The sequence below is a fragment of the Planosporangium flavigriseum genome, from assembly GCF_011947225.1.
Taxonomy (GTDB): Bacteria; Actinomycetota; Actinomycetes; order Mycobacteriales; family Micromonosporaceae; genus Planosporangium; species Planosporangium flavigriseum.
Window position 1 is genome coordinate 306925 of the sequence record NZ_JAATVW010000005.1, and the last position, 24228, is coordinate 331152.

Annotated in this window: 18 protein-coding genes; 17 read left to right on the top strand and 1 reads right to left on the bottom strand. The window is 69.3% G+C overall.

The features are described 5' to 3' along the window. The first annotated feature begins 1 nt into the window (after nt 1). The 16 genes from manA (at nt 2) to HC028_RS10630 (ending at nt 20031) form a co-directional block, all read left to right on the top strand. Nucleotides 2–1156, top strand: coding sequence for a mannose-6-phosphate isomerase, class I (gene manA, locus HC028_RS10555; RefSeq protein ID WP_168075803.1), 1155 nt, complete (start codon nt 2–4; stop codon nt 1154–1156). Nucleotides 1157–1408: 252 nt separating this feature from the next. Next, nucleotides 1409–2899: an adenosylhomocysteinase gene (gene ahcY / locus HC028_RS10560; protein WP_168075805.1), complete on the top strand. Its 1491-nt coding sequence runs from the start codon at nt 1409–1411 to the stop codon at nt 2897–2899. A 152-nt stretch (nt 2900–3051) separates the two neighbouring features. Continuing rightward, on the top strand, nt 3052–3897 hold the full coding sequence (gene efeU, locus HC028_RS10565; protein ID WP_168075807.1) for an iron uptake transporter permease EfeU: 846 nt from the start codon (nt 3052–3054) through the stop codon (nt 3895–3897). A gap of 42 nt (nt 3898–3939) precedes the next feature. After that, the gene (gene efeO / locus HC028_RS10570; RefSeq protein ID WP_168075809.1) at nt 3940–5058 is read left to right on the top strand and encodes an iron uptake system protein EfeO; all 1119 of its coding nucleotides are present in this window, start codon (nt 3940–3942) and stop codon (nt 5056–5058) included. A gap of 26 nt (nt 5059–5084) precedes the next feature. After that, nucleotides 5085–6359 carry an iron uptake transporter deferrochelatase/peroxidase subunit gene (gene efeB / locus HC028_RS10575; RefSeq protein WP_168075811.1) on the top strand — a complete coding sequence of 425 codons (1275 nt, stop codon included), beginning with the start codon at nt 5085–5087 and terminating at the stop codon, nt 6357–6359. Between the two features lie 334 nt (nt 6360–6693). After that, the gene (locus tag HC028_RS10580) at nt 6694–8409 is read left to right on the top strand and encodes an ABC transporter family substrate-binding protein (RefSeq protein ID WP_168075813.1); all 1716 of its coding nucleotides are present in this window, start codon (nt 6694–6696) and stop codon (nt 8407–8409) included. A 105-nt stretch (nt 8410–8514) separates the two neighbouring features. Then, nucleotides 8515–9501 carry an ABC transporter permease gene (locus HC028_RS10585; protein WP_168075815.1) on the top strand — a complete coding sequence of 329 codons (987 nt, stop codon included), beginning with the start codon at nt 8515–8517 and terminating at the stop codon, nt 9499–9501. Then, nucleotides 9494–10432 (top strand): ABC transporter permease, encoded by a 939-nt coding sequence (locus HC028_RS10590; RefSeq protein ID WP_168075817.1) that lies wholly within the window; start codon nt 9494–9496, stop codon nt 10430–10432. The genes HC028_RS10585 and HC028_RS10590 overlap by 8 nt, the downstream gene beginning before the upstream one ends. After that, on the top strand, nt 10429–11529 hold the full coding sequence (locus HC028_RS10595) for an ABC transporter ATP-binding protein (RefSeq protein ID WP_168075819.1): 1101 nt from the start codon (nt 10429–10431) through the stop codon (nt 11527–11529). The genes HC028_RS10590 and HC028_RS10595 overlap by 4 nt, the downstream gene beginning before the upstream one ends. Then, a complete protein-coding gene (locus HC028_RS10600) occupies nt 11526–12584 on the top strand; it encodes an ABC transporter ATP-binding protein (RefSeq protein WP_168075829.1) in 1059 nt (352 codons plus the stop codon). The genes HC028_RS10595 and HC028_RS10600 overlap by 4 nt, the downstream gene beginning before the upstream one ends. A 159-nt stretch (nt 12585–12743) precedes the next feature. Beyond that, nucleotides 12744–13433, top strand: a complete 690-nt coding sequence (gene mtrA / locus HC028_RS10605) for an MtrAB system response regulator MtrA (RefSeq protein ID WP_168075831.1) — start codon at nt 12744–12746, stop codon at nt 13431–13433. Between the two features lie 150 nt (nt 13434–13583). Further along, nucleotides 13584–15296, top strand: coding sequence for an MtrAB system histidine kinase MtrB (gene mtrB, locus HC028_RS10610; protein ID WP_239075360.1), 1713 nt, complete (start codon nt 13584–13586; stop codon nt 15294–15296). Further along, nucleotides 15293–17140 carry an LpqB family beta-propeller domain-containing protein gene (locus HC028_RS10615; protein WP_168075833.1) on the top strand — a complete coding sequence of 616 codons (1848 nt, stop codon included), beginning with the start codon at nt 15293–15295 and terminating at the stop codon, nt 17138–17140. Before mtrB ends, HC028_RS10615 begins: the two co-directional genes overlap by 4 nt. Before the next feature lie 4 nt (nt 17141–17144). Beyond that, a complete protein-coding gene (locus HC028_RS10620; RefSeq protein WP_239075353.1) occupies nt 17145–17873 on the top strand; it encodes a ComF family protein in 729 nt (242 codons plus the stop codon). A gap of 279 nt (nt 17874–18152) precedes the next feature. Then, on the top strand, nt 18153–18782 hold the full coding sequence (gene hpf, locus HC028_RS10625) for a ribosome hibernation-promoting factor, HPF/YfiA family (protein WP_168075835.1): 630 nt from the start codon (nt 18153–18155) through the stop codon (nt 18780–18782). 58 nt (nt 18783–18840) lie between these two features. Then, nucleotides 18841–20031: a calcium:cation antiporter gene (locus HC028_RS10630; RefSeq protein WP_168075837.1), complete on the top strand. Its 1191-nt coding sequence runs from the start codon at nt 18841–18843 to the stop codon at nt 20029–20031. Here HC028_RS10630 and HC028_RS10635 read toward each other — a convergent pair. Further along, nucleotides 20003–21127, bottom strand: a complete 1125-nt coding sequence (locus tag HC028_RS10635) for a GNAT family N-acetyltransferase (protein ID WP_168075839.1) — start codon at nt 21125–21127, stop codon at nt 20003–20005. The genes HC028_RS10630 and HC028_RS10635 overlap by 29 nt on opposite strands. A gap of 147 nt (nt 21128–21274) precedes the next feature. On the opposite strand from HC028_RS10635, the gene secA reads away from it, so the two are divergent. Further along, entirely contained in the window at nt 21275–24142 is a 2868-nt protein-coding gene (secA, locus tag HC028_RS10640; RefSeq protein WP_168075850.1) for a preprotein translocase subunit SecA, read from the top strand. Nucleotides 24143–24228 lie beyond the last annotated feature (86 nt).

Sequence of the window (24228 nt, forward strand, 5' to 3'; positions counted from 1 at the left end):
GGTGCGATTGCTCGAAAATCCGATCCGGGGGTACGCGTGGGGCTCCCGTACGGCGCTGGCCGCCCTGCAGGGTAGGTCCGCGCCGACCCGGGAACCCGAGGCCGAGCTGTGGATCGGGGCGCACCCGGACAGCCCGTCCGCGGTCGGTGGTACGCCGCTCACCGAGGTGATCGCGGGGGACCCGGCCGGAGTGCTCGGCGCCGGCCCGGTGGCCCGCTTCGGGGAGCGGCTGCCGTTCCTGCTCAAGGTGCTCGCCGCCGCCGAGCCGTTGTCGTTGCAGGCCCACCCCACCGAGGAGCAGGCGGCCGCCGGGTTCGCCGCGGAGGAGGCGGCCGGCAAGCCGCGCGAGGCGGCCGACCGTAACTACCGGGACCCGCACCACAAGCCCGAACTGCTGGTCGCCCTGGAGCCCTTCGAGGCGCTGAGCGGGTTTCGTGCCCCGGCGGCCACCGCCAACCTGCTCGCGGGCCTGGAGGTGGCCGGGCTCGCGCCGACCATCGCGGCGCTGCGCGGCGCCGACCCGGGCGCGGCGCTGCGGCACGCGGTCACCGGCCTGATGGAGCTGGGTGGCGCCGAGCGTAAGGCCCTGGTCGAGGACATCGTGGCCGCGGCCCGTGGACGGTCGGGTTACGAGTTGGCCGTGGCGCTGGGGGAGCGGTACCCGGGCGACATCGGCGTGGTGGTCGCCCTGCTGCTCAACCAGGTGCGCCTGGCGCCGGGCGAGGCGATCTGGCTGCCGGCCGGCAACCTGCACGCGTACCTGCGGGGCACCGGGGTCGAGATCATGGCGGCCAGCGACAACGTGCTGCGGGGCGGGCTGACCCCGAAGCACGTCGACGTGCCCGAGCTGCTGCGGGTACTGCGCTTCGAGGTGCTCGCCGATCCGGTCGTACGCCCACGCGAGGTGGCGCCAGGGCTGGTGAGCTGGCCGGTGCCGGTCGACGAATTCGTGTTGCACCGGGCGGATCTCGACGGCGGCGAGGTCACGCTGCCCGGTCACGGCCCGCGCGTCGTGCTCTGCCTGCGCGGCGAGGTCCGCGTCGACGATGGGGCGGGGGAGTTGGTCCTCACCGGTGGACAGGCCGCCTTCGGCGCCGCCGGGCATACCGCCACGGTGTCCGGCACGGGCCAGGTCTACCAGGCGACGACCGCCTGATCTCCGCGCCCGCCGATCGCCCGAGTGGATCATGTCCGTTCGGTGGCCTGAATTGTCCTATTTTTCATTGACTGGGAGAATAGCCCCGGTAACTTAGTACCCGCGCGGTATCGAGCTCAGGCCGACAGCTGCGTGGGAACCATATCGGGGGGATGCGCGGGGCAGTGGTATCAAGCCACTGCCCCGCGCGCTTTTCTGCGCGCGTAGTCTGGATTGCTGCCGCCCGATGCATCTGGCAGATCTGGAGATTTCATGACCAGCACAACTGAGTCGCGAGCAAGCGAGTCTCGACGTCCGCAGACGGTCGCCGAGGGCGACTTCAAGGTCGCCGACCTGTCACTTACGGCATTCGGCCGCAAGGAGATTCAACTCGCCGAGCACGAGATGCCGGGGCTGATGGCGATCCGGAAGGAGTACGCGCAGGCCCAGCCGCTGCGGGGGGCGCGGATCACCGGCTCGCTGCACATGACGATCCAGACCGCAGTTCTGATCGAGACGCTGGTGGCGCTGGGCGCGCAGGTGCGCTGGGCGTCCTGCAACATCTTCTCCACGCAGGACCACGCCGCCGCCGCGATCGCGGTCGGCCCGAACGGCACCCCCGACGCGCCAGCCGGCGTGCCGGTGTACGCGTGGAAGGGCGAGACCCTCGAGGAGTACTGGTGGTGCACCGAGCAGGCGCTGCTGTGGCCGGACGGTGAGGGCCCCAACCTGATCCTCGACGACGGTGGCGACGCCACCCTCCTCGTGCACAAGGGCGCGGAGTTCGAGGGCGCCGGTGCGGTGCCGGCGGTGTCCGAGCACGACAGCGAGGAGTACGCCGTCATCCTTGACGTGCTGCGCCGCTCGCTCGGTGAGGACAACCAGCGCTGGACTCGGATCGCGGCCGGGATCAAGGGCGTGACCGAGGAGACCACCACCGGCGTGCACCGGCTGTACGAGATGCAGAACACCGGCACGCTGCTGTTCCCGGCGATCAACGTCAACGACTCGGTGACCAAGAGCAAGTTCGACAACAAGTACGGCTGCCGGCACTCGCTCATCGACGGCATCAACCGGGCCACCGACGTGCTCATCGGCGGCAAGGTCGCGGTGGTGTGCGGGTACGGCGACGTCGGCAAGGGCTGCGCGGAGTCGCTGCGCGGTCAGGGCGCCCGGGTGATCGTCACCGAGATCGACCCGATCTGCGCGCTGCAGGCGGCGATGGACGGCTACCAGGTCACCACGCTCGAGGACGTCGTCGGCATCGGCGACATCTTCGTGACGACCACCGGCAACAAGGACATCATCCGGGCCGAGCACATGGCCCAGATGAAGCACCAGGCGATCGTCGGCAACATCGGCCACTTCGACAACGAGATCGACATGGCCGGGCTGGCCAAGCTGCCCGGGGTGAAGAAGGTCAACATCAAGCCGCAGGTCGACGAGTGGGTCTTCGCCGACGGTCACTCGATCATCGTGCTGAGCGAGGGACGGCTGCTGAACCTGGGCAACGCCACCGGCCACCCCAGCTTCGTGATGAGCAACTCCTTCGCCAACCAGACGATCGCGCAGATCGAGCTGTTCACCAAGACCGACCAGTACCCGCTGGGTGTCTACACGCTGCCCAAGCACCTGGACGAGAAGGTCGCCCGGCTGCACCTGGACGCGCTGGGCGTCAAGCTCACCAAGCTGACCAAGGAGCAGGCCGACTACATCGGAGTCGCGGTCGAGGGCCCGTACAAGTCGGAGCACTACCGCTACTGAGTTTCGGTCCCGAAGATGCCGGCCGCGGTCACCGCGGCCGGCATCTGTCTTTTACGCCTCCACCTCTTGACTTTCCACACCCGGCTCGCCATAAGGTATCCCTTACCTAACTAAGGTCTGCCTTACTGAATGTCGAGCGTCAGGAGTGTGGCGTGTCGAACGCCCTTCTCGGCAACTTCCTCATCGGCCTACGTGAAGGACTCGAAGCGACGCTCGTCGTCACGATTCTGGTCGCGTTCCTGGTGAAGTCCGACCGTAAGGAGCGCCTTCCCCAGGTGTGGACCGGCATCGGCGTGGCGGTGTTCCTGTCCGTCGGGTTCGGCGCCCTGCTGACCTTCGTGGCACAGGACCTGCTGCCCGGCAGCAAGCGGGAGCTCTTCGACGCGGTCGTCTCCATCCTCGCCGTCGGCTTCGTCACCTGGATGATCTTCTGGATGCGCCGCACGTCCCGGAAGCTCTCGGGTGAGCTGCGCGCGAAGCTCACCGACGCCATCAACGTCGGCGGGTTCGCGGTGGTGGGTATGGCGTTCCTCGCGGTCGCCCGGGAGGGACTGGAGACCGCCATGCTGTTCTACGCCGCGGCCCAGGGCGCCACCACGTCGCTCGGCCCACTGATCGGCATCACGCTGGGGGTGGCCGCCTCGGTAGCGCTCGGCTGGGCACTGTACGCCAGCGCGGTGCGGATCAACCTCACCACGTTCTTCAAATGGACCGGGCTGCTGCTCGTCCTCGTCGCGGCCGGCATCCTCAAGTACGCCGTTCACGACTTCCATGAGGCCGGCGTGCTGCCCGGCGGTGACCGCCACGCCTTCGACTTCTCGGGGGTCATCGACCCGAGCGCGTGGTACTCGGCCCTGCTCGGCGGGATGTTCAACCTCACGCCCACGATGAGCGTCTTCGAGCTGGCCGCCTGGCTCGCTTACGCCGTACCCGTGCTGTTGCTGTTCCTCCGCCCGGCGCGCTCCGCGTCGCGGGCACCGGCGAATGCTGCCGCCTGACATCAGCCCTGCCTGACCGAAACCCGCGAGGAGCGACCCCTCATGCGTAGCCACCGCCTGCCCGCCTGCGTCACCCTCGGCGCACTCGCGCTCACCGGCCTCGCGGCGTGTGGGCAGCAGACGGCCAAGACGGAGAAGATCGCTGTCACCGCGTCGGACACCGCCTGCGAGGTCGCCCGCACCGAACTGCCCGCCGGTGCCCACACCTTCTCCGTGACCAACAAAGGCAGCAAGGTCACTGAGTTCTACGTGTACGCCAAGGACGGCAGCATCAAGGGCGAGGTGGAGAACATCGGCCCGGGTACCACCCGTGACGTCCACGTCGAGCTGGTGGCCGGAGAGTACGAGAGCGCCTGCAAGCCCGGTATGAAGGGCGATGGGATCCGGGGGAAGCTGACCGTCACCGGTCAGGCGACGGCGCTCACGTCCGACCCCAAGCTCGCGGCGGCCGTAGCGGCGTACAAGGCGTACGTGTCCGGTGAGGCGGATGGCCTGCTGGCGAAGACGACCGAGTTCGCGGCGGCCGTGAAGGCGGGCGACGTCGCGAAGGCCAAAGAGCTGTACCCGGTCGCGCGCACCCACTGGGAGCGCATCGAGCCGGTGGCCGAGTCGTTCGGCGACCTGGACCCGGCGATCGACGCCCGGGAGAACGATGTGGAGGCCGGCCAGGAGTGGACCGGCTTCCACAAGATCGAGAAGGACCTGTGGACCACCGGCGACGTCAGTGGTGACGCACGCGTAGCTGACAAGCTGGTCGCGGACGTCACGGAGATCGTGCGCCGAGCGAAGACCGTGGATCTGTCACCGGTTCAGTTGGCCGCCGGCTCCAAGGAACTGCTCGACGAGGTGGCTACCGGAAAGATCACCGGCGAGGAGGATCGGTACTCGCACACCGACCTGTGGGACTTCGCCGCCAATCTCGAGGGTGCCAAGGCCGCGATCGACGCGCTGCGCGATGCGCTGGCGGAGCGCGACTCGGGCCTGCTGACAGCGCTGGATGCCAAGTTCGCGACGGTGCAGGCCGCGCTGGACAAGCACAAGGCCGGTACCGGTTGGAAGCCCTACACGGAACTGTCGACGGCTGACACGAAGGAGCTGTCGAACGTCATCAACGGTCTGGCCGAGCCGATCAGCAAGGTTGCGGCGGTAGTCGCCAGGTAGCGCCGAGTTCGTCGGAGGGGGTAGACATGGCGGGCGGGGTCTCACGGCGGCGGATGCTCGCCGTCGGCGGGGCGGGCGTTGCCGGCGCGGTGGCTGCCGGCGCGGCCGGGGTCTGGGCCCACGATCTGATAGCCGAGACGCCGCACGCGGCGGACGCCGGTGGCGCTGTCCCGTTCCTCGGCGAGCACCAGGCCGGTATCACCACGCCGGCCCAGGACCGGCTGCACTTCGTGGCGTTCGACGTGATCACCGACAACCGGGCCGAACTGGTCGACCTGCTGCGGGAGTGGACGCGGGCGGCAGCCAGGATGACCGCTGGACGTGACGCCGGTCCGGTCGGCGCGGTAGCGGGTCCGGCCGAGGCGCCGCCCGACGACACCGGTGAGGCGCTGGGGCTGCCGCCGTCGGGGCTCACCCTGACGGTCGGGTTCGGCCCGACGTTGTTTCACGATCCGAGCGGACGTGACCGGTTCGGCATCGCCGATCGCAGGCCGCCGGCCCTCGCGGACCTCCCGCACTTTCTCGGCGACGCGCTGGACGCCACGATCTCCGGGGGAGACCTGTGCGTACAGGCCTGCGCGCACGACCCGCAGGTCGCCGTGCACGCGATCCGTAACCTGGCCCGGATCGGCTTCGGCGTCGTGAGCGTGCGCTGGTCGCAGCTGGGCTTCGGGCGTACCTCGTCGACATCCCGGCAGCAGGCCACGCCGCGCAACCTGTTCGGCTTCAAGGACGGTACGGCCAACCTCAAGGCCGAGGACAGTTCGCTGTTGCGCCAGCACCTGTGGGTGCAGCCCGGCGACGGGCCGGAGTGGATGACCGGCGGTTCGTATCTGGTCACCCGAAAGATTCGGATGACGATCGAGACCTGGGACCGCACCTCACTGGCCGAGCAGGAGGAGGTCGTCGGTCGGATAAAGGCGACCGGCGCGCCGCTGGGTGGTCGGGGCGAGTTCGACCGGCTGGATCTGACCGCGACGGGCGCCGCCGGCCAGCCGGTGATTCCGCGGGACTCGCACGTGCGGCTGGCGCATCCGGACACCAACGACGGCGCGAGGCTGTTGCGGCGCGGGTACAACTTCGTCGACGGCTCGGACGGTCTCGGCCGGCTCGGTGCCGGCCTGTTTTTCATGGCCTACCAGCGCGACCCTCGCCGGCAGTTCGTGCCCATCCAGACGAGGCTGGCTCGGCACGACGCGATGAACGAGTACCTGCGGCACGTCGGCAGCGGACTCTTTGCGTGCCCGCCCGGCGTGCGGGCAGACGACGACTACTGGGGTAGGGCTCTCTTCGGTAGGTAACCCGGTTGCGTGCCCGATCCCGCGGACCGATCGGACTCCCGCCGGTGGGGGGGAGAAACGGCGCATTATAGGCGACATGTCGGGCGTGGGGCGGGCGAGGTGTCGCGGGCTCTGTCTGGTTGGCCACTGAAGACAAGACGTACGGATGATGGGCATAGCCTGGTCGGCGCGTCCGCATAACGGGACAGTCACGAAATCCGGTGCCCTCTTTGCAGCGCGCCTGGGGGCACGTTTGCTTTAGGCACTACATCGCGACCCGTCTCGGTTCCCACCACGCCTGGTGCCGTGCGTCCGGTGCGCCGGTCGACGGTTGCGGTAGCTGACTGGAGGAAAGATGCGCACAGGTAAGAGGTTGGCGGGCGCCGTCGTCGCCGCCGGCGTCTCACTGCTGGTGGTTTCGGCATGCAGTGGCGGCGGCAGCTCCGACAGCGGCAAGTCCGTCTCGACGAGTTTCGCCGACTGCGCCACCAAGCCGAACGACTGCAACGGTGGCACGACCAAAAAGGGTGGCACGCTCACATACACGATCGAGAAGACGATCGACAGCTGGAACCTTCTCGACTCGGACGGGAACACCGTCGACTACGCGCAGATCGTGGACGGAATCCTGCCCTCGGTTTTCAACGGGATGCCGGACCTCAACGCTGCGATGAACACCGACCTGGTGACGTCCGTCGAGCAGACGAGCGCCAGCCCGCAGACGATCGTCTACAAGATCAACAAGGACGCGGTCTGGGACGACGGCACGCCGATCACCGCCGACGACTTCGTCTACACCTGGCAGACCCAGAACGGCAAGGACTGCAAGGACTGCAACGCCGCCAGCACCTCCGGGTTCAGCCAGATGAAGTCGGTCACCGGCTCGGACAACGGCAAGACCGTCACCGTCGTGTACGACACGCCGTTCACCGACTGGAAGCAGCCGTTCGGCCCGATCCTCCCGGCGCACATCGCCAAGCAGCACGGTGACCTCGCGACCTCATGGAAGTGGTTCGGCGCGACCGTCCCGAACTACTCGGCCGGTGCGTACAAGATCTCGGACTACAAGAAGGACACCTCGGTCACCCTGGTGCCGAACCCGAGGTGGTACGGCAAGGTCAAGCCGAGCCTGGACACGCTGGTCTACCGGATCATCACCGACCAGGCGCAGGCGGTTCCCGCCCTCCAGAACAACGAGGTGCAGGCGATCTACCCGCAGCCCAGCCAGGACATCGTCAACCAGGTGAAGGCGCTGGCCCCGAATGTGCAGTACACCCTGGGCAAGGGTCTGAACTGGGAGCACATCGACCTGAACCTGAAGAACAAGTTCCTGGCCGACAAGACGCTGCGCCAGGCGATCTTCACGGCGGTCAACCGGCAGGCGATCATCGACAAGACCGTCGGCCAGTTCGTGCCGGGCCTCAAGCCGCTCAACAACCGCAACTTCATGCCCGGCCAGACCGGCTACAAGGACACCGTCACCTCCGCCGGAGTCGGCAACGGCGACATCGAGAAGGCCAAGAAGCTGCTGACCGACGCCGGTTACAAGGGCGTCGGCACCGCGCTGACGACCCCGGCCGGGGAGCCGGTCGCCATCCGCATGAGCTACAGCACCGGCAACACGCTGCGCCAGCAGACCAGCGAGCTGTTCCAGAGCGAGATGCAGCAGCTGGGCATCAAGGTCACCGTCGTGCCGGTCTCGCTGGGCAAGGTGCTCGGCTCCGGCGACTTCGACGTGATCGTCTACGCGTGGGTGGGTACCCCGTTCCCGTTCGCGGGTGGGGTGCAGCTGTGGACCAGCGACGGCGGCAGCAACTACGGCAACTGGGTGAACCCGCAGGCGGACGCCCTGTACAAGCAGGCCGCGAGCGAGACCGACGTCAAGAAGGCCGCGGACACCCTCAACCAGGCCGACCAGATGCTGTCGAACGACTTCTACGTGCTCCCGCTGTTCCAGAAGCCGACCTTCCTCGCGGTGTACGCGAACTACGCGAACATCCGCGACAACGCGACCAACATCGGCCCGTCGTACAACTCCAACGAGTGGGGTCTGCGCGCCACGGCCAAGTGACGCCTTCGCACGTGCCGTAGTTGCAATTCGCATATTGGGTAGTGTCGGGTCCCGGACGTTCGCGTCCGGGACCCGACACTAAGTGGGCACAGCTGGGAGGTCTGCGTGCTCGCGTACGTCATTCGACGCGTCTTCATGTCGATCCCGATCCTGTTCGGATCGACGATTCTGGTCTTTCTCATCGTCAAGTTCTCCGGTGACCCGTTGGAGGGTCTGAAACTCCGTAACCCGCCGCCGCCACCGCAGACCATCCTGAACGAGGAGCGCCGGCTCAGGCTGGATCAGCCGCTCTGGGAGCAGTACTGGCTCTGGCTGAAGAACCTCGTCCTGCACGGGGATTTCGGCCCGTCGGTTCACAGCAACATGAACATCGGGAACGAACTGGGTGACCGGCTCCTCGTGACGCTGCGACTGGTGCTGGTCTCGGTCCTGATCGCCCTCATCTTCGCGGTGATCACCGGCGTGGTGAGCGCCGTCAAGCAGTACTCGGTCACCGACTACAGCTTCACGTTCCTGGGCTTCTTGTTCCTCGCCATGCCGTCGTTCTGGTTCGCGATCCTGCTCAAGTCCGCGGGCATCGCCTACAACCAGGCCACCGGTACTCAGACGTTCTTTACGATCGGCGACAAGTCACCTTTCCTCGTTGACGACTCGGCCTGGGGCAACATCAAGGACATTGCCGGGCACATGGTGCTACCGACCATCGCGTTGGGCTTGATCAGTTACGCGGCGTGGAGCCGGTTCCAGCGCGCCGCCATGCTCGAGGTGCTCAACAGCGACTACGTGCGGTTGGCTCGGGCAAAGGGCCTGCGCTCCCGGCAGGTCCTGGTACGCCACGCGCTCCGGACCGCGCTGATCCCGCTGACGACCGTCACCGCCCTCGACATCGCGGCCCTGCTGGGCGGCGCGGTAATCACCGAACGGGTCTTCCAGTGGCACGGGCTGGGCGAGTTCCTTCTCACGTCGATCGCCGGTCGCGACGCGTACGCGATGATGGGCTGGCTGCTCGTCTCCGCGATCATCGTCATCATCTTCAATCTGATCGCCGATCTGATGTACAGCGTGCTCGACCCGAGGATCCGTTATGAGTGAAATTCGTGCGAGTTCGGTGACGCCGGGTACCCCTCAACCGACGTCCCCGACCGGAGCAGCCGAACGGGAATTCACCGTCAAGGAGCGCAGCCAGTTCCAGCAGGCGGTGCGCCGCTTCCTGCGGCACCGGCTGGCCGTGGCCAGCCTGGTGGTGTTCATCCTGATTGTGCTGCTGGCGTTCGTCGGGCCGCTGCTGTGGAAGTACACGTACACCGACATCACCCCGGACAACTCGCAGCCGCCGTCGCTGGCGCACCCGTTCGGCACCGACAGCCTCGGCCACGACGGGTTCGCCCAGGTGCTGCGCGGGCTGCAGCAGTCGGTGAAGGTGGCGCTGTGCATCGCCCTCGTTGCCTCCACCCTCGGGGTGGTGTGGGGCGGCATCTCCGGCTACTACAAAGGCCTCGCCGACTCCGTGCTGATGCGGTTCGCCGACCTGGTCCTGACGATCCCCGCGATCGCGCTGGCCGCTGCGCTGGGCAGCACCGGCGGCGGCACCTGGTGGATGATCGCCCTGATCCTGGGGGGCCTGAGCGCCCCGTTGGTGGCCCGTGCCGTGCGTGGCGTCGTGCTGTCCCTGCGCGAACAGGAGTTCGTCGAGGCCGCCCGAGCACTCGGCGCCTCCGACACCCGGATCATCCTGCGCCACCTGGTTCCCAACGCGTTCGCGGTCGTCATCGTCTACGCGACGCTGCTGGTCGCCAGCGGCATCCTGGCCGAGACGGCGCTGTCCTACATCGGCTTCGGCGTGCACTCGCCGGACACCTCGCTGGGGCTGCTGATCTCGCAGGCGCAGTCGGCGGTCCAGACCCGGCCGTGGCTGTTCTACTTTCCCGGTTTGTTCATCATCCTGATCGCGCTCACGGTCAACTTCATCGGTGACGGCCTGCGCGACGCGCTCGACCCCCGACAGACGAGGCAACGCCGATGACAGCAGAGATCAATATCCAGTCGGGCCGCAAGGCCGGCGACGGTGCGGCGGTCCTGGAGGTCGAGAACCTCACCGTCGAGTTCCCCACGGAGGACGGCGTCGTCCAGGCCGTGCGGGGCGTCAGCTACCGACTGGCCCCGGGGGAGGCGATGGGGATCGTCGGCGAGTCCGGTTCGGGCAAGTCGGTGACCTCGATGGCCATCATGGGCCTGCTGCCGAAGACCGCGCGGATCTCCGGATCGGTGCGCTTCCGCGGTGAGGAACTGCTCGGCCGTAGCGAGAACGAGTACGCCGCGGTCCGCGGCAAGAAGATCGCCATGATCTTCCAGGACCCGCTGACCTCGCTCAACCCCGTGTACACGGTGGGCCGCCAGATCGCGGAGGCGATCCTGGCCCACAACGACGTCTCGAAGAAGGCGGCGATGGACCGGGCGGTCGAACTGCTCGCCACGGTCGGCATCCCGTTCCCGGAGCAGCGGGCGAACAACTATCCGCACGAGATGTCCGGCGGCATGCGCCAGCGGGTGGTCATCGCGATCGCGATGGCCAACGACCCGGACGTCATCATCGCCGACGAGCCCACCACCGCGCTGGACGTGACGGTGCAGGCCCAGGTGCTGGAGGCCCTCGAAGCGGCCCGGGCGGCCACCGGTGCCGCGCTGGTGCTGATCACCCACGACCTCGGGGTCATTGCCGGGCACGCCGACCGGATCTGTGTCATGTACGCCGGCAAGCTGGTCGAGAAGGGCACCGTCGACCAGGTGTTCTACGAGCCGCGGATGCCGTACACACTGGGTCTGCTCGGCAGCCTGCCGCGCCTGGACGAGGGCGGCCGCGAACGACTGACGCCGATCGTGGGCTCCCCGCCGTCCCTGATGAACCTCCCGCCCGGCTGCCCGTTCACCCCGCGCTGCCCGCTCGCCCAGCCTGTGTGCGAGGAGCGGGAGCCCGACCTGTACGCCACTGACGCGCCCGCGCACCTGTCGGCGTGCCACTTCCACGAGAAGCTGGTCGGGGTGAGCGCCGCGCAGTTATTCCGGCCGACGTCGGTGGATACCGAGGGCGTGACGCCTCGGGACCTGGAGGTACAGCAATGACCGCGGCCAACGTGGCGGAGCCGGCCGTGAGCGCCGGCCGGGAGCCCGTGCTCGCCGTCCGTGATCTCGTCAAGCACTTCCCGGTGCGCTCGCGTGGCCTGATCCGCCGGCGCGTCGGTGACGTCCACGCGGTGTGCGGCGTCTCGTTCGATCTGTTCGGAAACGAGACGTTGGGGCTGGTCGGGGAGTCGGGCTGCGGCAAGACGACGACGGGCCGGCTGCTGCTCAACCTGATCAAGGCGACCTCCGGGGAGGTGCGGTACGACGGGCGCAACCTCGTCGACCTGTCACCGAGCCAGATGCGGCCGTTGCGGCGGGACCTGCAGATCGTGTTCCAGGACCCGTTCGCCTCGCTCGACCCGCGGATGACCATCAACGAGATCGTCGCCGAGCCGCTGCAGATCCACGGGCTGTATGGCTCGCGTACACAGGGCCGCGACAAGGTACGCGAGCTGCTGCGGATGGTGGGGCTCAACCCCGAGCACGGCAACCGGTACGCGCACGAGTTCTCCGGCGGCCAGCGCCAGCGCATCGGCATCGCCCGGGCGCTCGCGCTGCGGCCCAAGGCGCTGGTCCTCGACGAGCCGGTCTCGGCGCTGGACGTGTCGATCCAGGCCGGCGTGATCAACCTGCTCGAGGACCTGCAGGACGAGCTGGGCCTGTCGTACCTGTTCATCTCGCACGACCTGTCGGTGGTGCGGCACATCGCCGACCGGGTCGCCGTGATGTACCTCGGCCGGATCGTCGAGATTGCCGAGAAAGAGCAGTTGTTCACCAAGGCCGCGCACCCGTACACCCAAGCGCTGATCTCGGCGATTCCGCTGCCGGACCCGCGCAAGGAGCGCAGCCGTCAGCGGATCACGCTTACCGGTGACGTGCCCAGCCCGGTCGACCCGCCCAGCGGGTGCCGGTTCCGGTCGCGCTGCCCCAAGTTCGCGAACGAGCTGACCGACGCCGAGCGGCAGAAGTGCGTCGACGAGGTGCCGGCGCTGATCGACCGGGGTCAGGGCCACGCGTCGGCCTGCCACTACGCGGAGGCGCTGAAGCTGGTCTGACCGCGGATGTCGGACGGCAGGCCGGGGCGGTGACCGCCCCCGGCCTGCCGTTTTTGGGCCCGGCGATATTGCTCCAAACCGTCCTAAAAATCTCCACGATCAAATCGGTTGGGGGAGCGTCGCCCACGTCCTGCCCGAAAGGTGGAATCATTGGGCCGCATGAGGGCCCGTGTACTGGTGGTCGACGATGACCCCGCGCTCGCCGAGATGCTCGGCATCGTGCTGCGCAGCGAAGGTTTCCAGCCGTCCTTCGTCGCCGACGGCGAGCGGGCTCTCACTGCGTTCCGGGAGGCGCGGCCCGACATCGTGCTCCTCGACCTGATGCTGCCGGGGATGAGCGGCATCGACGTGTGCCGGGCGATCCGCGCCGAGTCGGGGCTGCCGATCGTGATGCTGACCGCGAAGAGCGACACCGTCGACGTCGTGCTCGGCCTCGAGTCGGGCGCCGACGACTACGTCGTCAAGCCCTTCAAGCCCAAGGAACTGGTCGCGCGGATGCGCGCCCGGCTGCGCCGGGGCGAGGATGTGGCGCCCGAACTGCTCACGATCGGGCCCCCGGGCAATCAGATCAGTATCGACGTCCCGGCGCACACCGTGACCCGCAACGGGGAAGAGGTCAAGCTGACCCCGTTAGAGTTCGACCTGCTCGTGGCGCTGGCCCGCAAGCCGCGGCAGGTCTTCACCAGAGAGGTCCTACTCGAGCAAGTGTGGGGGTACCGGCACGCGGCCGACACCCGCCTGGTGAACGTGCACGTGCAGCGGCTGCGCGCGAAGATCGAGCCCGACCCGGAGCGCCCCGAGATCATCCTTACCGTGCGCGGGGTCGGTTACAAGGCCGGTACGGGCTAGATCGTGTCCGAGCCCAGCCACTCGGACGTCATCACCGACGGTGCCACCGCTCCACACCGGCTCCGCCGGTTGGTCGACGCACGCCGGCTCCGCCGGCTGGTCGACGCACGCCGGCTCCGCCGGCTGGTCGACGCCGTACAGGTACGCGCGCTGTCGTCCGGGCCGCTGCGGCACCTTCCACGGGCCTGGGCCCGCGGCCGCCGGTCCTGGCGCCGTTCGCTGCAGGCGCGGATCGTGTCGATCACCCTGGTGCTGTCGGCGCTCGTGGTGGTGGTGTTCGGTTTCGTGGTCGCCTCGCGGATCACGGATGGTCTGCTCGAGGCCAAGGTGCGATCGGCCAACAAGACGGTGGGCCAGGGCGCGACGTACGCGGCGAGCCAGCTGCGGGGCGTGACCCAGCCGGGTGACCCGGCGCTGCTCGCCACGGTCCCGGCAATGGTCGTCGCCCTAGGCAACGCCGAGCAGAGCGGGCAGGTACAGGTCGTCATGCGTGCCAGCGACGCCTCTCTCGCCTCGCTGCCCACCCAGTTGCTGGCCTGGCCCAAGGCGGGGGCGTACGAGGTGGTGTCGTCGGGCCGCCTCGCCGCGCTCCGCAAGGAGGTCAGCCGGGGCAAGGTGGCCCGCCAGTACCTCACCGCCAACCCGGACGGCCGGGGCGAGCGGCGATACCTGGTCTTCGGTACGCCGGTCAACAGCAGCGGCGCCGGGGGACAGCTCGAGCTGTACTACCTGTTCCCGCTCGACAACGAGGTCGCCACGGTCGATCTGGTGCGCACCACGCTGATCGCGACCGGCGTGGCGCTGGTGGGGCTGCTGGCCATGGTCGCCGCGCTGGTCACCCAGCTGGTTGTGCGGCCGGTACGGATCGCCGCGCGCACCGCGCAGCGGTTGTCAGCCGGCCTGCTCGACCAGCGCATGGAGGTGCGCGGCGAGGACGACCTGGCGCGGCTGGCCGCCTCGTTCAACCAGATGGCGGCCAACCTGCAGCGCCAGATCGTGCGGCTGGAGGAGATGTCCCGGCTGCAGCGGCGGTTCACCTCGGACGTCTCGCACGAGCTGCGTACGCCGCTGACGACCGTACGGATGGCCGCTGACCTCATCTTCGCCTCGCGGGAGGACTTCGATCCGGCCGTGGCCCGCAGTGCGGAACTGCTGCAGGCGGAGCTGGACCGGTTCGAGGGGCTGCTGACGGATCTGCTGGAGATCAGCCGCTTCGACGCCGGCTTCGCGCTGCTCGACGCCGAGGCGACGGACCTGGTGCCGGTGGTGCTGCGCGCCGCCGACGGGCTCGCGTCCGTCGGCGAGCGCGCCGGCTGCGCGGTCGAGGTGGACGTGCCCGACGCCCCCGTGATCGCCGAGATCGACCCCCGGCGCATCGAGCGCGTCCTGCGTAACCTCATCGGCAACGCGATCGAGCACAGCGAGGGTAAGCCGGTGTGCGTCACGCTGGCCGCCGACGACTCGGCGGTCGCGGTGACGGTGCGCGACCGCGGGGTGGGGCTGCGGCCGGGGGAGGAGAAGCTGGTGTTCAACCGGTTCTGGCGCGCCGACCCGTCCCGGGCGCGGCAGACGGGCGGCAGCGGTCTCGGGTTGTCGATCAGCCTGGAGGACGCGCGGCTGCACGGCGGATGGCTGGAGTCGTGGGGAGCGCCCGGTCAGGGCGCGCAGTTCCGCCTGACCCTGCCCGTACGCGCCGGTGACCGCCTTGTCTCCGCTCCGCTACCGCTGATTCCCGACGACGCGCTGCCCCTGCCGTCGCTGGGTGGGGCGCAAGTGACCGGGGCCCGGGCGACGTCCGGTACGCCCGCCGCGATGGTGACGGCCGGCCCTGACGCCTTCGCCGACGAGGAGCCGGGGCGGTGAGGCGCCGCGGCCGGCTGCTCACCCTTTTCGCCGTCGTGGCGCTGCCCCTGTCGCTGGTCGGATGCGGCGTCCCCAGTTCGGGGCCGCCGATCGTCGTCAAGGACGCGCCCCGCAACGGTGCGCCGTCCAACTCCGACTCGCTGGTCACGAAGAAGACGCCGGCGGGGGCCAACGACGCCCCGGAGCTGGTCCGGCGGTATCTCAAGGCGATCGCCTGGGGCAACGACACCAGCCAGGACCCTGCCGCGACCGACAAGGCGGTCGACGCCGCCAAGGAGTTCATGACCGCCGAGGGGCAGAGCACGTGGATCCGCGGCCAGGAGATCACGGTCGTGCGGACGCAGTTCAACCTTCCGGTGACCACGGCCAACGGGATTCGGGTCGAGGTGTTGATGCAGCCGATCGGTGTGCTCAACAGCCGGGGCGCGGTCGACCCGAAGTCGAGCAGCGCCCCGTACACCTGGACGTTCACTGTCGTTCCGGAAGAGCACGGCAGGGGCCTGCGGATCGCCAACCCGCCGGCCGGCATGTTGCTGAGTGACGAGGGGCTGGACAACCTGTACGAGGTCCAGCCGATCTACTTCTGGGACACCTTCAACCGCAGCCTCGTCCCGGATCTGCGCTACATCAACCGGTCCCTGTCGCCGGCCAACCGGCTGGTGCAGTTGGCCAGCTGGCTGCGCGACGGGCCGTCGGAGTCGCTGCGGCCAGCGGTCAACCCGTTGCCGGCCGCCATCGAGATCAAGGACCGGCCGGTCCTGGACGGCGCTCCCGGTGCCGCCCGCATCAACCTCTCGGCGAAGGCCGCGAGCGTGCAGGGGCAGTTGGCGAAGTTGGTGGTGCAGTTGCGCTGGTCCCTGCGCTCGCTCGCGAGCGCGGTTGAGCTGCAGATCGAGGGCCAGCGCCAGGACCTGGGGCGTGAAGCCGCGTGGGACAACCCCGCCGCCGCGCCGGACGGGCAGAAGGAGCCACCCCGGTTCGCCGTCATCGAGGGGCGGGTCCGTCAGCTAGCCGGAGACCCGGTCGTGGTGCCGGCGCTCGCCAGCGAGGACAACACGGGCGTGGTGAGCGCCGCCATCCTCCGGGGCCCGGTACAGCACGTCGCGCTGGTACGTGAGGACGCCCCGGGGGCGCTACGGCTCTGGCTCGGCAGCTACAACCAGGGTGCGAAGGTGGCCCAGTACGTCCCGACCGAACTGGCGGCCGACACGATGAGCAGGCCGGTGGGGCTGACGACCCCGGTCTCCGGCGACCCGGCGTTCCTGGTCGCGGCGGCCGGCCGGCTCTTCGCCGTGTCGGTGGTGAGCAAGCAGGCGGTGGATCGGACCCCGCCGGGGGTCAGCGGGGTGACCGCGGTCTCGGTCGCACCCGACGGCCGGCGCATCGCGCTGATCGCCAGTGGACTGGTGTACGCGGGGGTCCTGACGTTCGAAGGCTCGGTCCCGTCAGTGGCGCAGCTGGAGGAGGTGCAGACCACCCTGAGCGAGGCGGTCGGGGTGGCGTGGAGCCGCGAGGAGTGGCTGGTCGTCGCGGGGCGCTCGGCGGGGCAGTCGGCTCTCGTGGAGGTGACGGTCGACAGTGCACTGATCGAGCAGATGTCCATGCGGAACCTGTCGGGTCTCACCGTGGCCCGGGTCGTCGCCGATCCGTCGGTACGCCGCGACGACTCGTCGCGGGGTGAGCGCGGGCCCATCATGATCGAGGCGAACGGGCGCGCGTACCGGGTCTTCTCCGGCAGCGTCGAGGAGTACACGTTGCCGGAGCCGTCGGCGGCACCCAGCCCGTCGCCGTCGGGCTCGTCGGCGAAGCAGCCGATGTCGTCCGCGCCGTTCTTTCTGGACTAGCGCCGTGGCCGTCCGGGGGAGCCTGCTCAGCGATACCTGGTCGGCGCTGGTCGACCTGGTCCTGCCGGCCGAGTGTGCCGGCTGCGCCGCGGCTGCCGGGCACGGTGGCGGGCTGTGCGCCGACTGTGTGGCGGCGCTCGCGGCGGCGCGGCCCGCGCGGGTACGCCCGCAGCCCGAGCCGCCGGGTCTGCCGCGCTGCGTCGCGCTCGCGGCGTACGCGGGATCGTTGCGGGCGGCGATCCTGGCGTACAAGGAGCGGGGCCGGCACGGTCTGGCCGGCCCGCTCGGTGACCGGCTCGCCGATGTGGTGGCGGCGGCCGTGGTACCCGGTCCGGTGCTGCTGGTGCCGGTACCCGCGACGGCGACCGCCTCCCGGGACCGCTACGGAGACCACATGCTCCGCCTCGCGCGCCGGGCGGCGCGGGCGTTGACGCGGCGGGGCTGGCAGGCCGGGGTGGCGTGCCCGCTGCGCGCCCGGCCGCGCCCGGACTCGGCGGAGCTGTCCAGCGTGGATCGGCTACGCGCAGCCGAGGCCGCGTTCGTGCTCGTACCCGGCCGGCTGGCGGCGGTGACCGCGGCCGTGCGCGGCGGGGTACGGCTGGTCGTGGTCGACGACGTCGTGACCACGGGGGCGACGCTGGCCGCGGTGGCGGCCCGGCTGCGCGCGGCGGCGCTCGATGTTCAGGTGGCGGCCGTGCTTGCGGCGACTCAACGGCGCGTATCGGCTCGATAACGCTCGGTTGCCATTCCGGTGCTTCCGGTATCGATGGGGTGACGCAGGCCTTTCCGCGGGTTAGCGTCGAGGTTCTCCGGTTAATGTCAAGGCTAGGCACACCGCCCGAAAGGTCCATTGCGACCGCGCTGGTCGCAGCATGAGGGAGGTGAGGGCAAGACACCTTTTGCCGGCAGCTTTCGCGAGGCGCCGGTTTCATTAGTCCCACAGGGACGAATCCCACCGAATGTCGCCGGTTATCGAACCGGTGCACCGTACTCACCGAGGTGGAGGCCAAGCGTGGACATTGTTGTCAAAGGCCGTAACGTCGAAGTACCGGACCACTACCGTCAGCTCGTCGCCGACAAGCTACACAAGATCGAGCGTTACGACCACAAGATTATTCGGGTCGACATCGAACTCTTCCACGAGCGCAACCCGCGCCAGTCCGACCACTGCCAGCGCGTCGAGATCACCTGTGTTTCGCGCGGCCCGGTCGTGCGCGCCGAGGCGTGCTGCGCCGACTTCTACGCGGCGCTCGACGCCGCCATCGCCAAACTGGACGCCCGGTTACGGCGTACCGCCGACCGCCGGCGGGTACATCGTGGCCGCCGCGCGCCCATCTCCGTCGCCGCGGCCACCGCGCCGCTGGCGCGTATCGGCGGCGAGGCGTCGCCCGACGCCCGCACCGCCTCGACCGCTACCGCAACGGCGATCGACGAGTACACGCCCGAGTACGACGACCAGCCCTGGCACGTCGTGCGGGAGAAGGAACACCCCGCCGAGCCGATGACGGTCGACGACGCGCTGTTCCAGATGGAGCTCGTCGGCCACGACTTCTACCTCTTCATGGACAAGGAGTCCGGCCGGCCGAGCGTCGTCTACCGTCGGCACGCCTACGACTACGGGGTCATCAGCCTGGCGTTCTGAGGCCGCCGACCAGGCGCTGACCAGCGCTTCCGGCCGGATCTGAAGCGACAATCGGCATATGCGCGACCGCGCCGTAATCCGGTCGGATATCGCCATCCTCGTCGGCAGCGCCGTTACCGTGGCGCTCGCCGGCGTGGCCCGGTACGTGCACGTCGGTGCCGTCGTGCCGTTCGTCGTCTCCGCCGTGGCGGTCGCCCTGCTCGCTACGCTCGTCGGGCGCAGTCTCGAGCAGTTGGGCGACCGCTTCGGCGCGGGCGCGACGGGCGTGCTCCAGGGCGCCCTGGGTAACCTGCCGGAACTGTTCATCGGGTACTTCGCCCTGCGGGCCGGCCTGCCCGACCTGGTACGGGCGGCGGTCATCGGTTCGATCCTGGCCAACCTGCTGTTCATCCTTGGCCTGGCGTTCGTCATCGGCGGGGTGCGCCACGGCGTCCAGGTGTTCAGCACGCACCGGGCCCGTACGACGACGGCGCTGCTCGTCCTCGCGACCGGCGCGCTGGTGCTGCCCAGCGTCGCCGCGTACGTGCACACCCCGGCCGAGCCGCACGAGACGCGCCTGTCGGTGATCGTGTCGGTCGTTCTGCTCGTGCTGTTCGCGCTGTCGCTGCCGGCCTCGCTGCGCCACGGGCATGGTGGCTCGGTGCCGGCTGCGGCCCCCACGGCTGGCGACGCCCCCACGGCTGGCGACGCCCCCACGGCTGGCGACGCCCCCACGGCTGGCGACGCCGCCACGGCTGCCGCCGCCACGGCGAACGCGGTGCCGGCGGAGCCCGTACCGATGGAGGAGCCGCGCTGGCCAGTGTGGCTGGCCGTCGGCCTGCTCGCGCTCGCCGCGGTCGTGGCCGCGGTCGTCTCCGAGTGGTTCGTGCACGCGCTTCAGCCGGCCATCCACGCCTTCGGCATCTCCCAGGCGTTCGCCGGCCTCATCGTGGTCGCGATCGCCGGTAACGCCGTGGAGAACGTGGTGGGCATTCAGTTGGCCGCGCGCAACCACGCCGACTACGCGGTCTCGGTGATCGTCAACAGCCCGCTGCAGGTCGCCCTGGTCCTCGGGCCCGCGCTGGTGCTGCTGAGCTTCACCACCGGCACGGCGCTGACCCTGGTCTTCGCCCCGATGCTGGTCATCGGGGCGGTGCTGAGCGTGCTGGCGGTCAGCCTCATCGTGTACGACGGCGAGTCGAACTGGCTGGAGGGCGCCACCCTGATCGCCCTCTACGTGATCATTGCCACGGTGTTCTGGTGGGGGTGACGACGGGGTCGTCGGGGAGCAGTGCGTACAGCAGGTCGTCGATGCGGGCGCCGGACACCCCGGGCAGCCGCGAGCGCTGGTAACCCTCCCGGCGGAAGCCGGCCGCCTCCAGTACGCGCTGGGAGGCGATGTTCTCCGGGGCGGTACCGGCGATGATCCGCGCGATCCCGGTGCGCTCGAACGCCCAGGCGGTCAGCAGGCGCACCGCCCGGCTGGCGTAGCCGCGCCCACGCCAGGCCGGGTCGAGGTCGTACCCGATCATGGCCTGGCCGGTCGGTGGCTCGGCGTAGTACAGCCCGATCTCGCCGGCGAAGGCGTCGGTGACGGCGTCCCGGATCGAGAGCGTCGCCTGCGCGCCGGCGAGCCAGTTGGACTCCGCGTGCGCGCACCGCCGGGCCGCCCGCTCGGGGGTGAACGGCTCCGGCGGCATCTGGGCGGCGACGACCTCGGGTAGCTGGTGGGTGCGGAGGACGTCCTCGGTGTCCTCGACGCCGATGGGCCGCAGCGTGACCGTACCGTCGCTGAGCTCACCGCCGGGTAGGTCGGGCAGCAACCGGGGAGTGGGGCCGGGCGGGTCGGTGGCCAGACGCCCCCACGTGATCAGGTCGTACCGGGTGCCGCCGCGGCCCTGCCCGCCGCCGCGCTGGACCCCCTCCCGGGCGTACCCGGCCGCGATCGCGACCCGCTGGCTCGGGGAGTTGGCGAGTTCGGTACGGATCTCCAGGCGTGCGTACCCTTGTTCGAAAGCCCAGGCGGAGACGGCGCGGGCGGCGTTGGCGGCGGCGCGGCGGCCGCGGCCCCACGGCGCGACCCAGTACCCGATCTCGCCCGCGCCCCGGCCCCGGGGGTGCACGCCGACGCACCCGAGCAGGCGGTCGGTCAGCGGATCGGCGATCGCGAACTGCGCGCCACCGGCGGCCCACTGCGCCGGCGCGTACTCACCCACGAAGAAGCGGGCGTCGGCCTCGGTGTACGGGCGGGGCAGCTGGGGAAGAAAACGCTGGACCAGCGCATTGTTACAACCGGCGGTGATGTCGGCGATGTCGCCGGACCCGAGCTGACGCAGGGTTACAGGTCCCGCCTCGATCGAATCCATGCTGTGGATTCTGCCCGACCCGTTCGCCTGTGGCGGAAAACCCCGCTCGGTGAGGAGCAAAGGACGCCTTTGCCGGGACGCGGGCGGCGGTTTGCGCCGTCGGGCGCCTACGATTAGGTCCGCAGGCAGTTGAGGGAGCGCTGATCCGTGTCAATTTTCGAGAAGATCCTTCGCGCCGGTGAAGGCCGTATGGTCCGCCGGCTCCAAGCCATAGCCAACGCCGTGAACTCTCTGGAGGAGAGCTACACGGAGTTGACCGATGCTGAGCTTCGGGAGCTGACCGACCAGTACAAGGAGCGCCTGGCGGACGGGGAGACCCTCGACGACCTGCTTCCCGAGGCGTTCGCCACGGCCCGTGAGGCGGCGCGGCGGGTGCTCGGTCAGCGCGCCTACGACGTGCAGATCATGGGCGGCGCGGCGCTGCACTTCGGCAACATCGCCGAGATGAAGACCGGTGAGGGCAAGACCCTGACCGGCGTGTTCCCCGCCTACCTCAACGCGCTGAGCGGCAAGGGCGTGCACCTCATCACGGTCAACGACTACCTCGCTCAGCGTGACGCGGAGTGGATGGGCCGCGTCCACCGGTTCCTCGGCCTGACCGTCGGCGTGATCCTGCCGAACCAGATGCCGGCCGAGCACAAGGCCGCCTACGCCTGCGACATCACGTACGGCACGAACAACGAGTTCGGCTTCGACTACCTGCGCGACAACATGGCGTGGTCGTCCGAGGACCTGGTCCAGCGCGGCCACAACTTCGCGATCGTCGACGAGGTCGACTCGATCCTGATCGACGAGGCCCGTACGCCGCTGATCATCTCCGGCCCGGCCGAGCAGTCCGCCCGGTGGTACACGGAGTTCGCCAAGCTGGTCGCCAAGATGCAGCGCGGCACCGACGGCGAGGGCGACTACGAGGTCGACGAGAGCAAGCGCACCGTCGCGGTCACCGAGCGGGGCGTCGCCAAGGCCGAGGACCGGCTGGGCATCGACAACCTGTACGAATCGGTCAACACCCCGCTGGTCGGCTACCTCAACAACGCCATCAAGGCCAAGGAGCTGTACAAGCGGGACAAGGACTACATCGTCAACGACGGTGAGGTCCTGATCGTCGACGAGTTCACCGGCCGCATCCTGCACGGTCGCCGCTACAACGAGGGCATGCACCAGGCGATCGAGGCCAAGGAAGGCGTGGAGATCAAGCAGGAGAACCAGACTCTTGCCACGATCACCCTGCAGAACTACTTCCGGCTGTACGAGAAGCTGTCCGGTATGACCGGTACGGCGCAGACCGAGGCCGGCGAGTTCAACAAGGTCTACAAGGTCGGCGTGGTCACCATCCCGACGCACCGGCCGATGGTCCGGGCCGACCGCTCGGACGTGATCTACAAGACCGAGAAGGCCAAGTTCAACGCGGTCGTCGAGGACATCGTCGAGCGCCACGCGCTCGGCCAGCCGGTCCTCGTCGGTACGGTCAGCGTCCAGAACTCCGAGATCCTTTCGCAGATGCTGCGCAGGCGCGGCATCCCGCACTCGGTCCTCAACGCCAAGTTCCACGCGCAGGAGGCCGAGATCATCGCCCAGGCCGGGCGTAAGGGCGCGGTCACGGTCGCGACCAACATGGCCGGCCGGGGCACCGACATCCTGCTCGGCGGCAACCCTGAGTTCCTCGCGGCGACCGAGCTGCGCCAGCGTGGCCTGGAGCCGGAGACCGACGAGTACGCCGGCGCCTGGGACGACGCCCTCGAGCGCTGGAAGAAGCTGTGCGCGGACGAGGCCGAGGAGGTCGTCGCCGCCGGTGGCCTGTACGTGCTGGGCACCGAGCGGCACGAGTCCCGCCGGATCGACAACCAGCTGCGCGGCCGCTCCGGCCGGCAGGGCGACCCGGGCGAGTCCCGGTTCTACCTGTCGCTGCAGGACGAGCTGATGCGCCGGTTCCGGTCGGGTGCGGTCGAGGCGGTCATGGAGCGCTTCAACATCCCGGAGGACGTGCCCATCGAGTCGAAGATGGTCACCCGGCAGATCCGCGGCGCGCAGACCCAGATCGAGGCGCAGAACGCCGAGATCCGCAAGAACGTCCTCAAGTACGACGAGGTGCTCAACAAGCAGCGCCAGGTGATCTACGCCGAGCGCAAGCGCGTACTCGACGGCGAGGACCTGAACGAGCAGGTCCAGCACATGATCGATGACACGATCAGCGCGTACGTGCAGGGCGCCGCCGCCGAGGGGTACGCCGAGGACTGGGACCTCGACCGCCTGTGGAGCAGCCTCAAGCAGCTCTACCCGGTCGGGCTCGACCGCGACGCCCTGATCGAGGAGGTCGGTGGCCTGGAGGGGCTCGACAAGGAGTTCCTCGAGGTGCAGTTGAAGGAGGACGCGCACGCCGCGTATGCCCGGCGCGAGGAGGAGCTCGGCTCCGAGATCATGCGCGAGCTGGAGCGGCGGGTGCTGCTCGAGGTGATCGACCGCAAGTGGCGCGAGCACCTCTACGAGATGGACTACCTCCAGGAGGGCGTCGGCCTGCGGGCGTACGCCCAGCGCGACCCGCTGGTGGAGTACCAGCGCGAGGGCTTCGACATGTTCGCGCAGATGCTCGAGGGCATCAAGGAAGAGGCCGTCGGCTTCCTGTTCAACCTCAAGGTGCAGGTCGAGGAGGCGCCGGCGCCCGTCGTCGACGCCAGCCAGGCTGTTCCGCTGCCGGACATCCAGCCGCCGGTGGAGATCAAGGCTAAGGGGCTGGGCGGGCACCAGCCGCGTAACCTGCAGTACTCGGCGCCGACGATCGACGGCGAGGCCGGCGCGGGCGGCGTCGTGATCGAGCAGGAGCAGGCGCCCGCGCTCGGTATCGGTGCCGGTTCGTCCGACGGCCCGCGCAGTTCGGGGCCCGCGCTGCCGACGACCGGCGGTGCCCACCGGGCGTCCGGCGAGTCGGCCAGCAACGGGCCGTCGCGCAACGCGCCGTGCCCGTGCGGTTCCGGCAAGAAGTACAAGCGCTGCCACGGCTCGCCCCAGGGCGCATAGCGCGCATCGTGGTCTGACCGGGGCCGCCCCGGAGCATCTGCTCCGGGGCGGCCCCTTTTTCGTGATCGGTGACTTTCGTGATCGGC

Coding starts and splice junctions, on each gene's coding strand:
- HC028_RS10580 (WP_168075813.1), top strand. CDS start 6,694: ATGCGCACAGGTAAGAGGTTGGCGGGCGCCGTCGTCGCCGCCGGCGTC.
- HC028_RS10635 (WP_168075839.1), bottom strand. CDS start 21,127: ATGGATTCGATCGAGGCGGGACCTGTAACCCTGCGTCAGCTCGGGTCC.
- efeB (WP_168075811.1), top strand. CDS start 5,085: ATGGCGGGCGGGGTCTCACGGCGGCGGATGCTCGCCGTCGGCGGGGCG.
- HC028_RS10630 (WP_168075837.1), top strand. CDS start 18,841: ATGCGCGACCGCGCCGTAATCCGGTCGGATATCGCCATCCTCGTCGGC.
- ahcY (WP_168075805.1), top strand. CDS start 1,409: ATGACCAGCACAACTGAGTCGCGAGCAAGCGAGTCTCGACGTCCGCAG.
- HC028_RS10600 (WP_168075829.1), top strand. CDS start 11,526: ATGACCGCGGCCAACGTGGCGGAGCCGGCCGTGAGCGCCGGCCGGGAG.
- HC028_RS10595 (WP_168075819.1), top strand. CDS start 10,429: ATGACAGCAGAGATCAATATCCAGTCGGGCCGCAAGGCCGGCGACGGT.
- mtrA (WP_168075831.1), top strand. CDS start 12,744: ATGAGGGCCCGTGTACTGGTGGTCGACGATGACCCCGCGCTCGCCGAG.
- HC028_RS10590 (WP_168075817.1), top strand. CDS start 9,494: ATGAGTGAAATTCGTGCGAGTTCGGTGACGCCGGGTACCCCTCAACCG.
- efeO (WP_168075809.1), top strand. CDS start 3,940: ATGCGTAGCCACCGCCTGCCCGCCTGCGTCACCCTCGGCGCACTCGCG.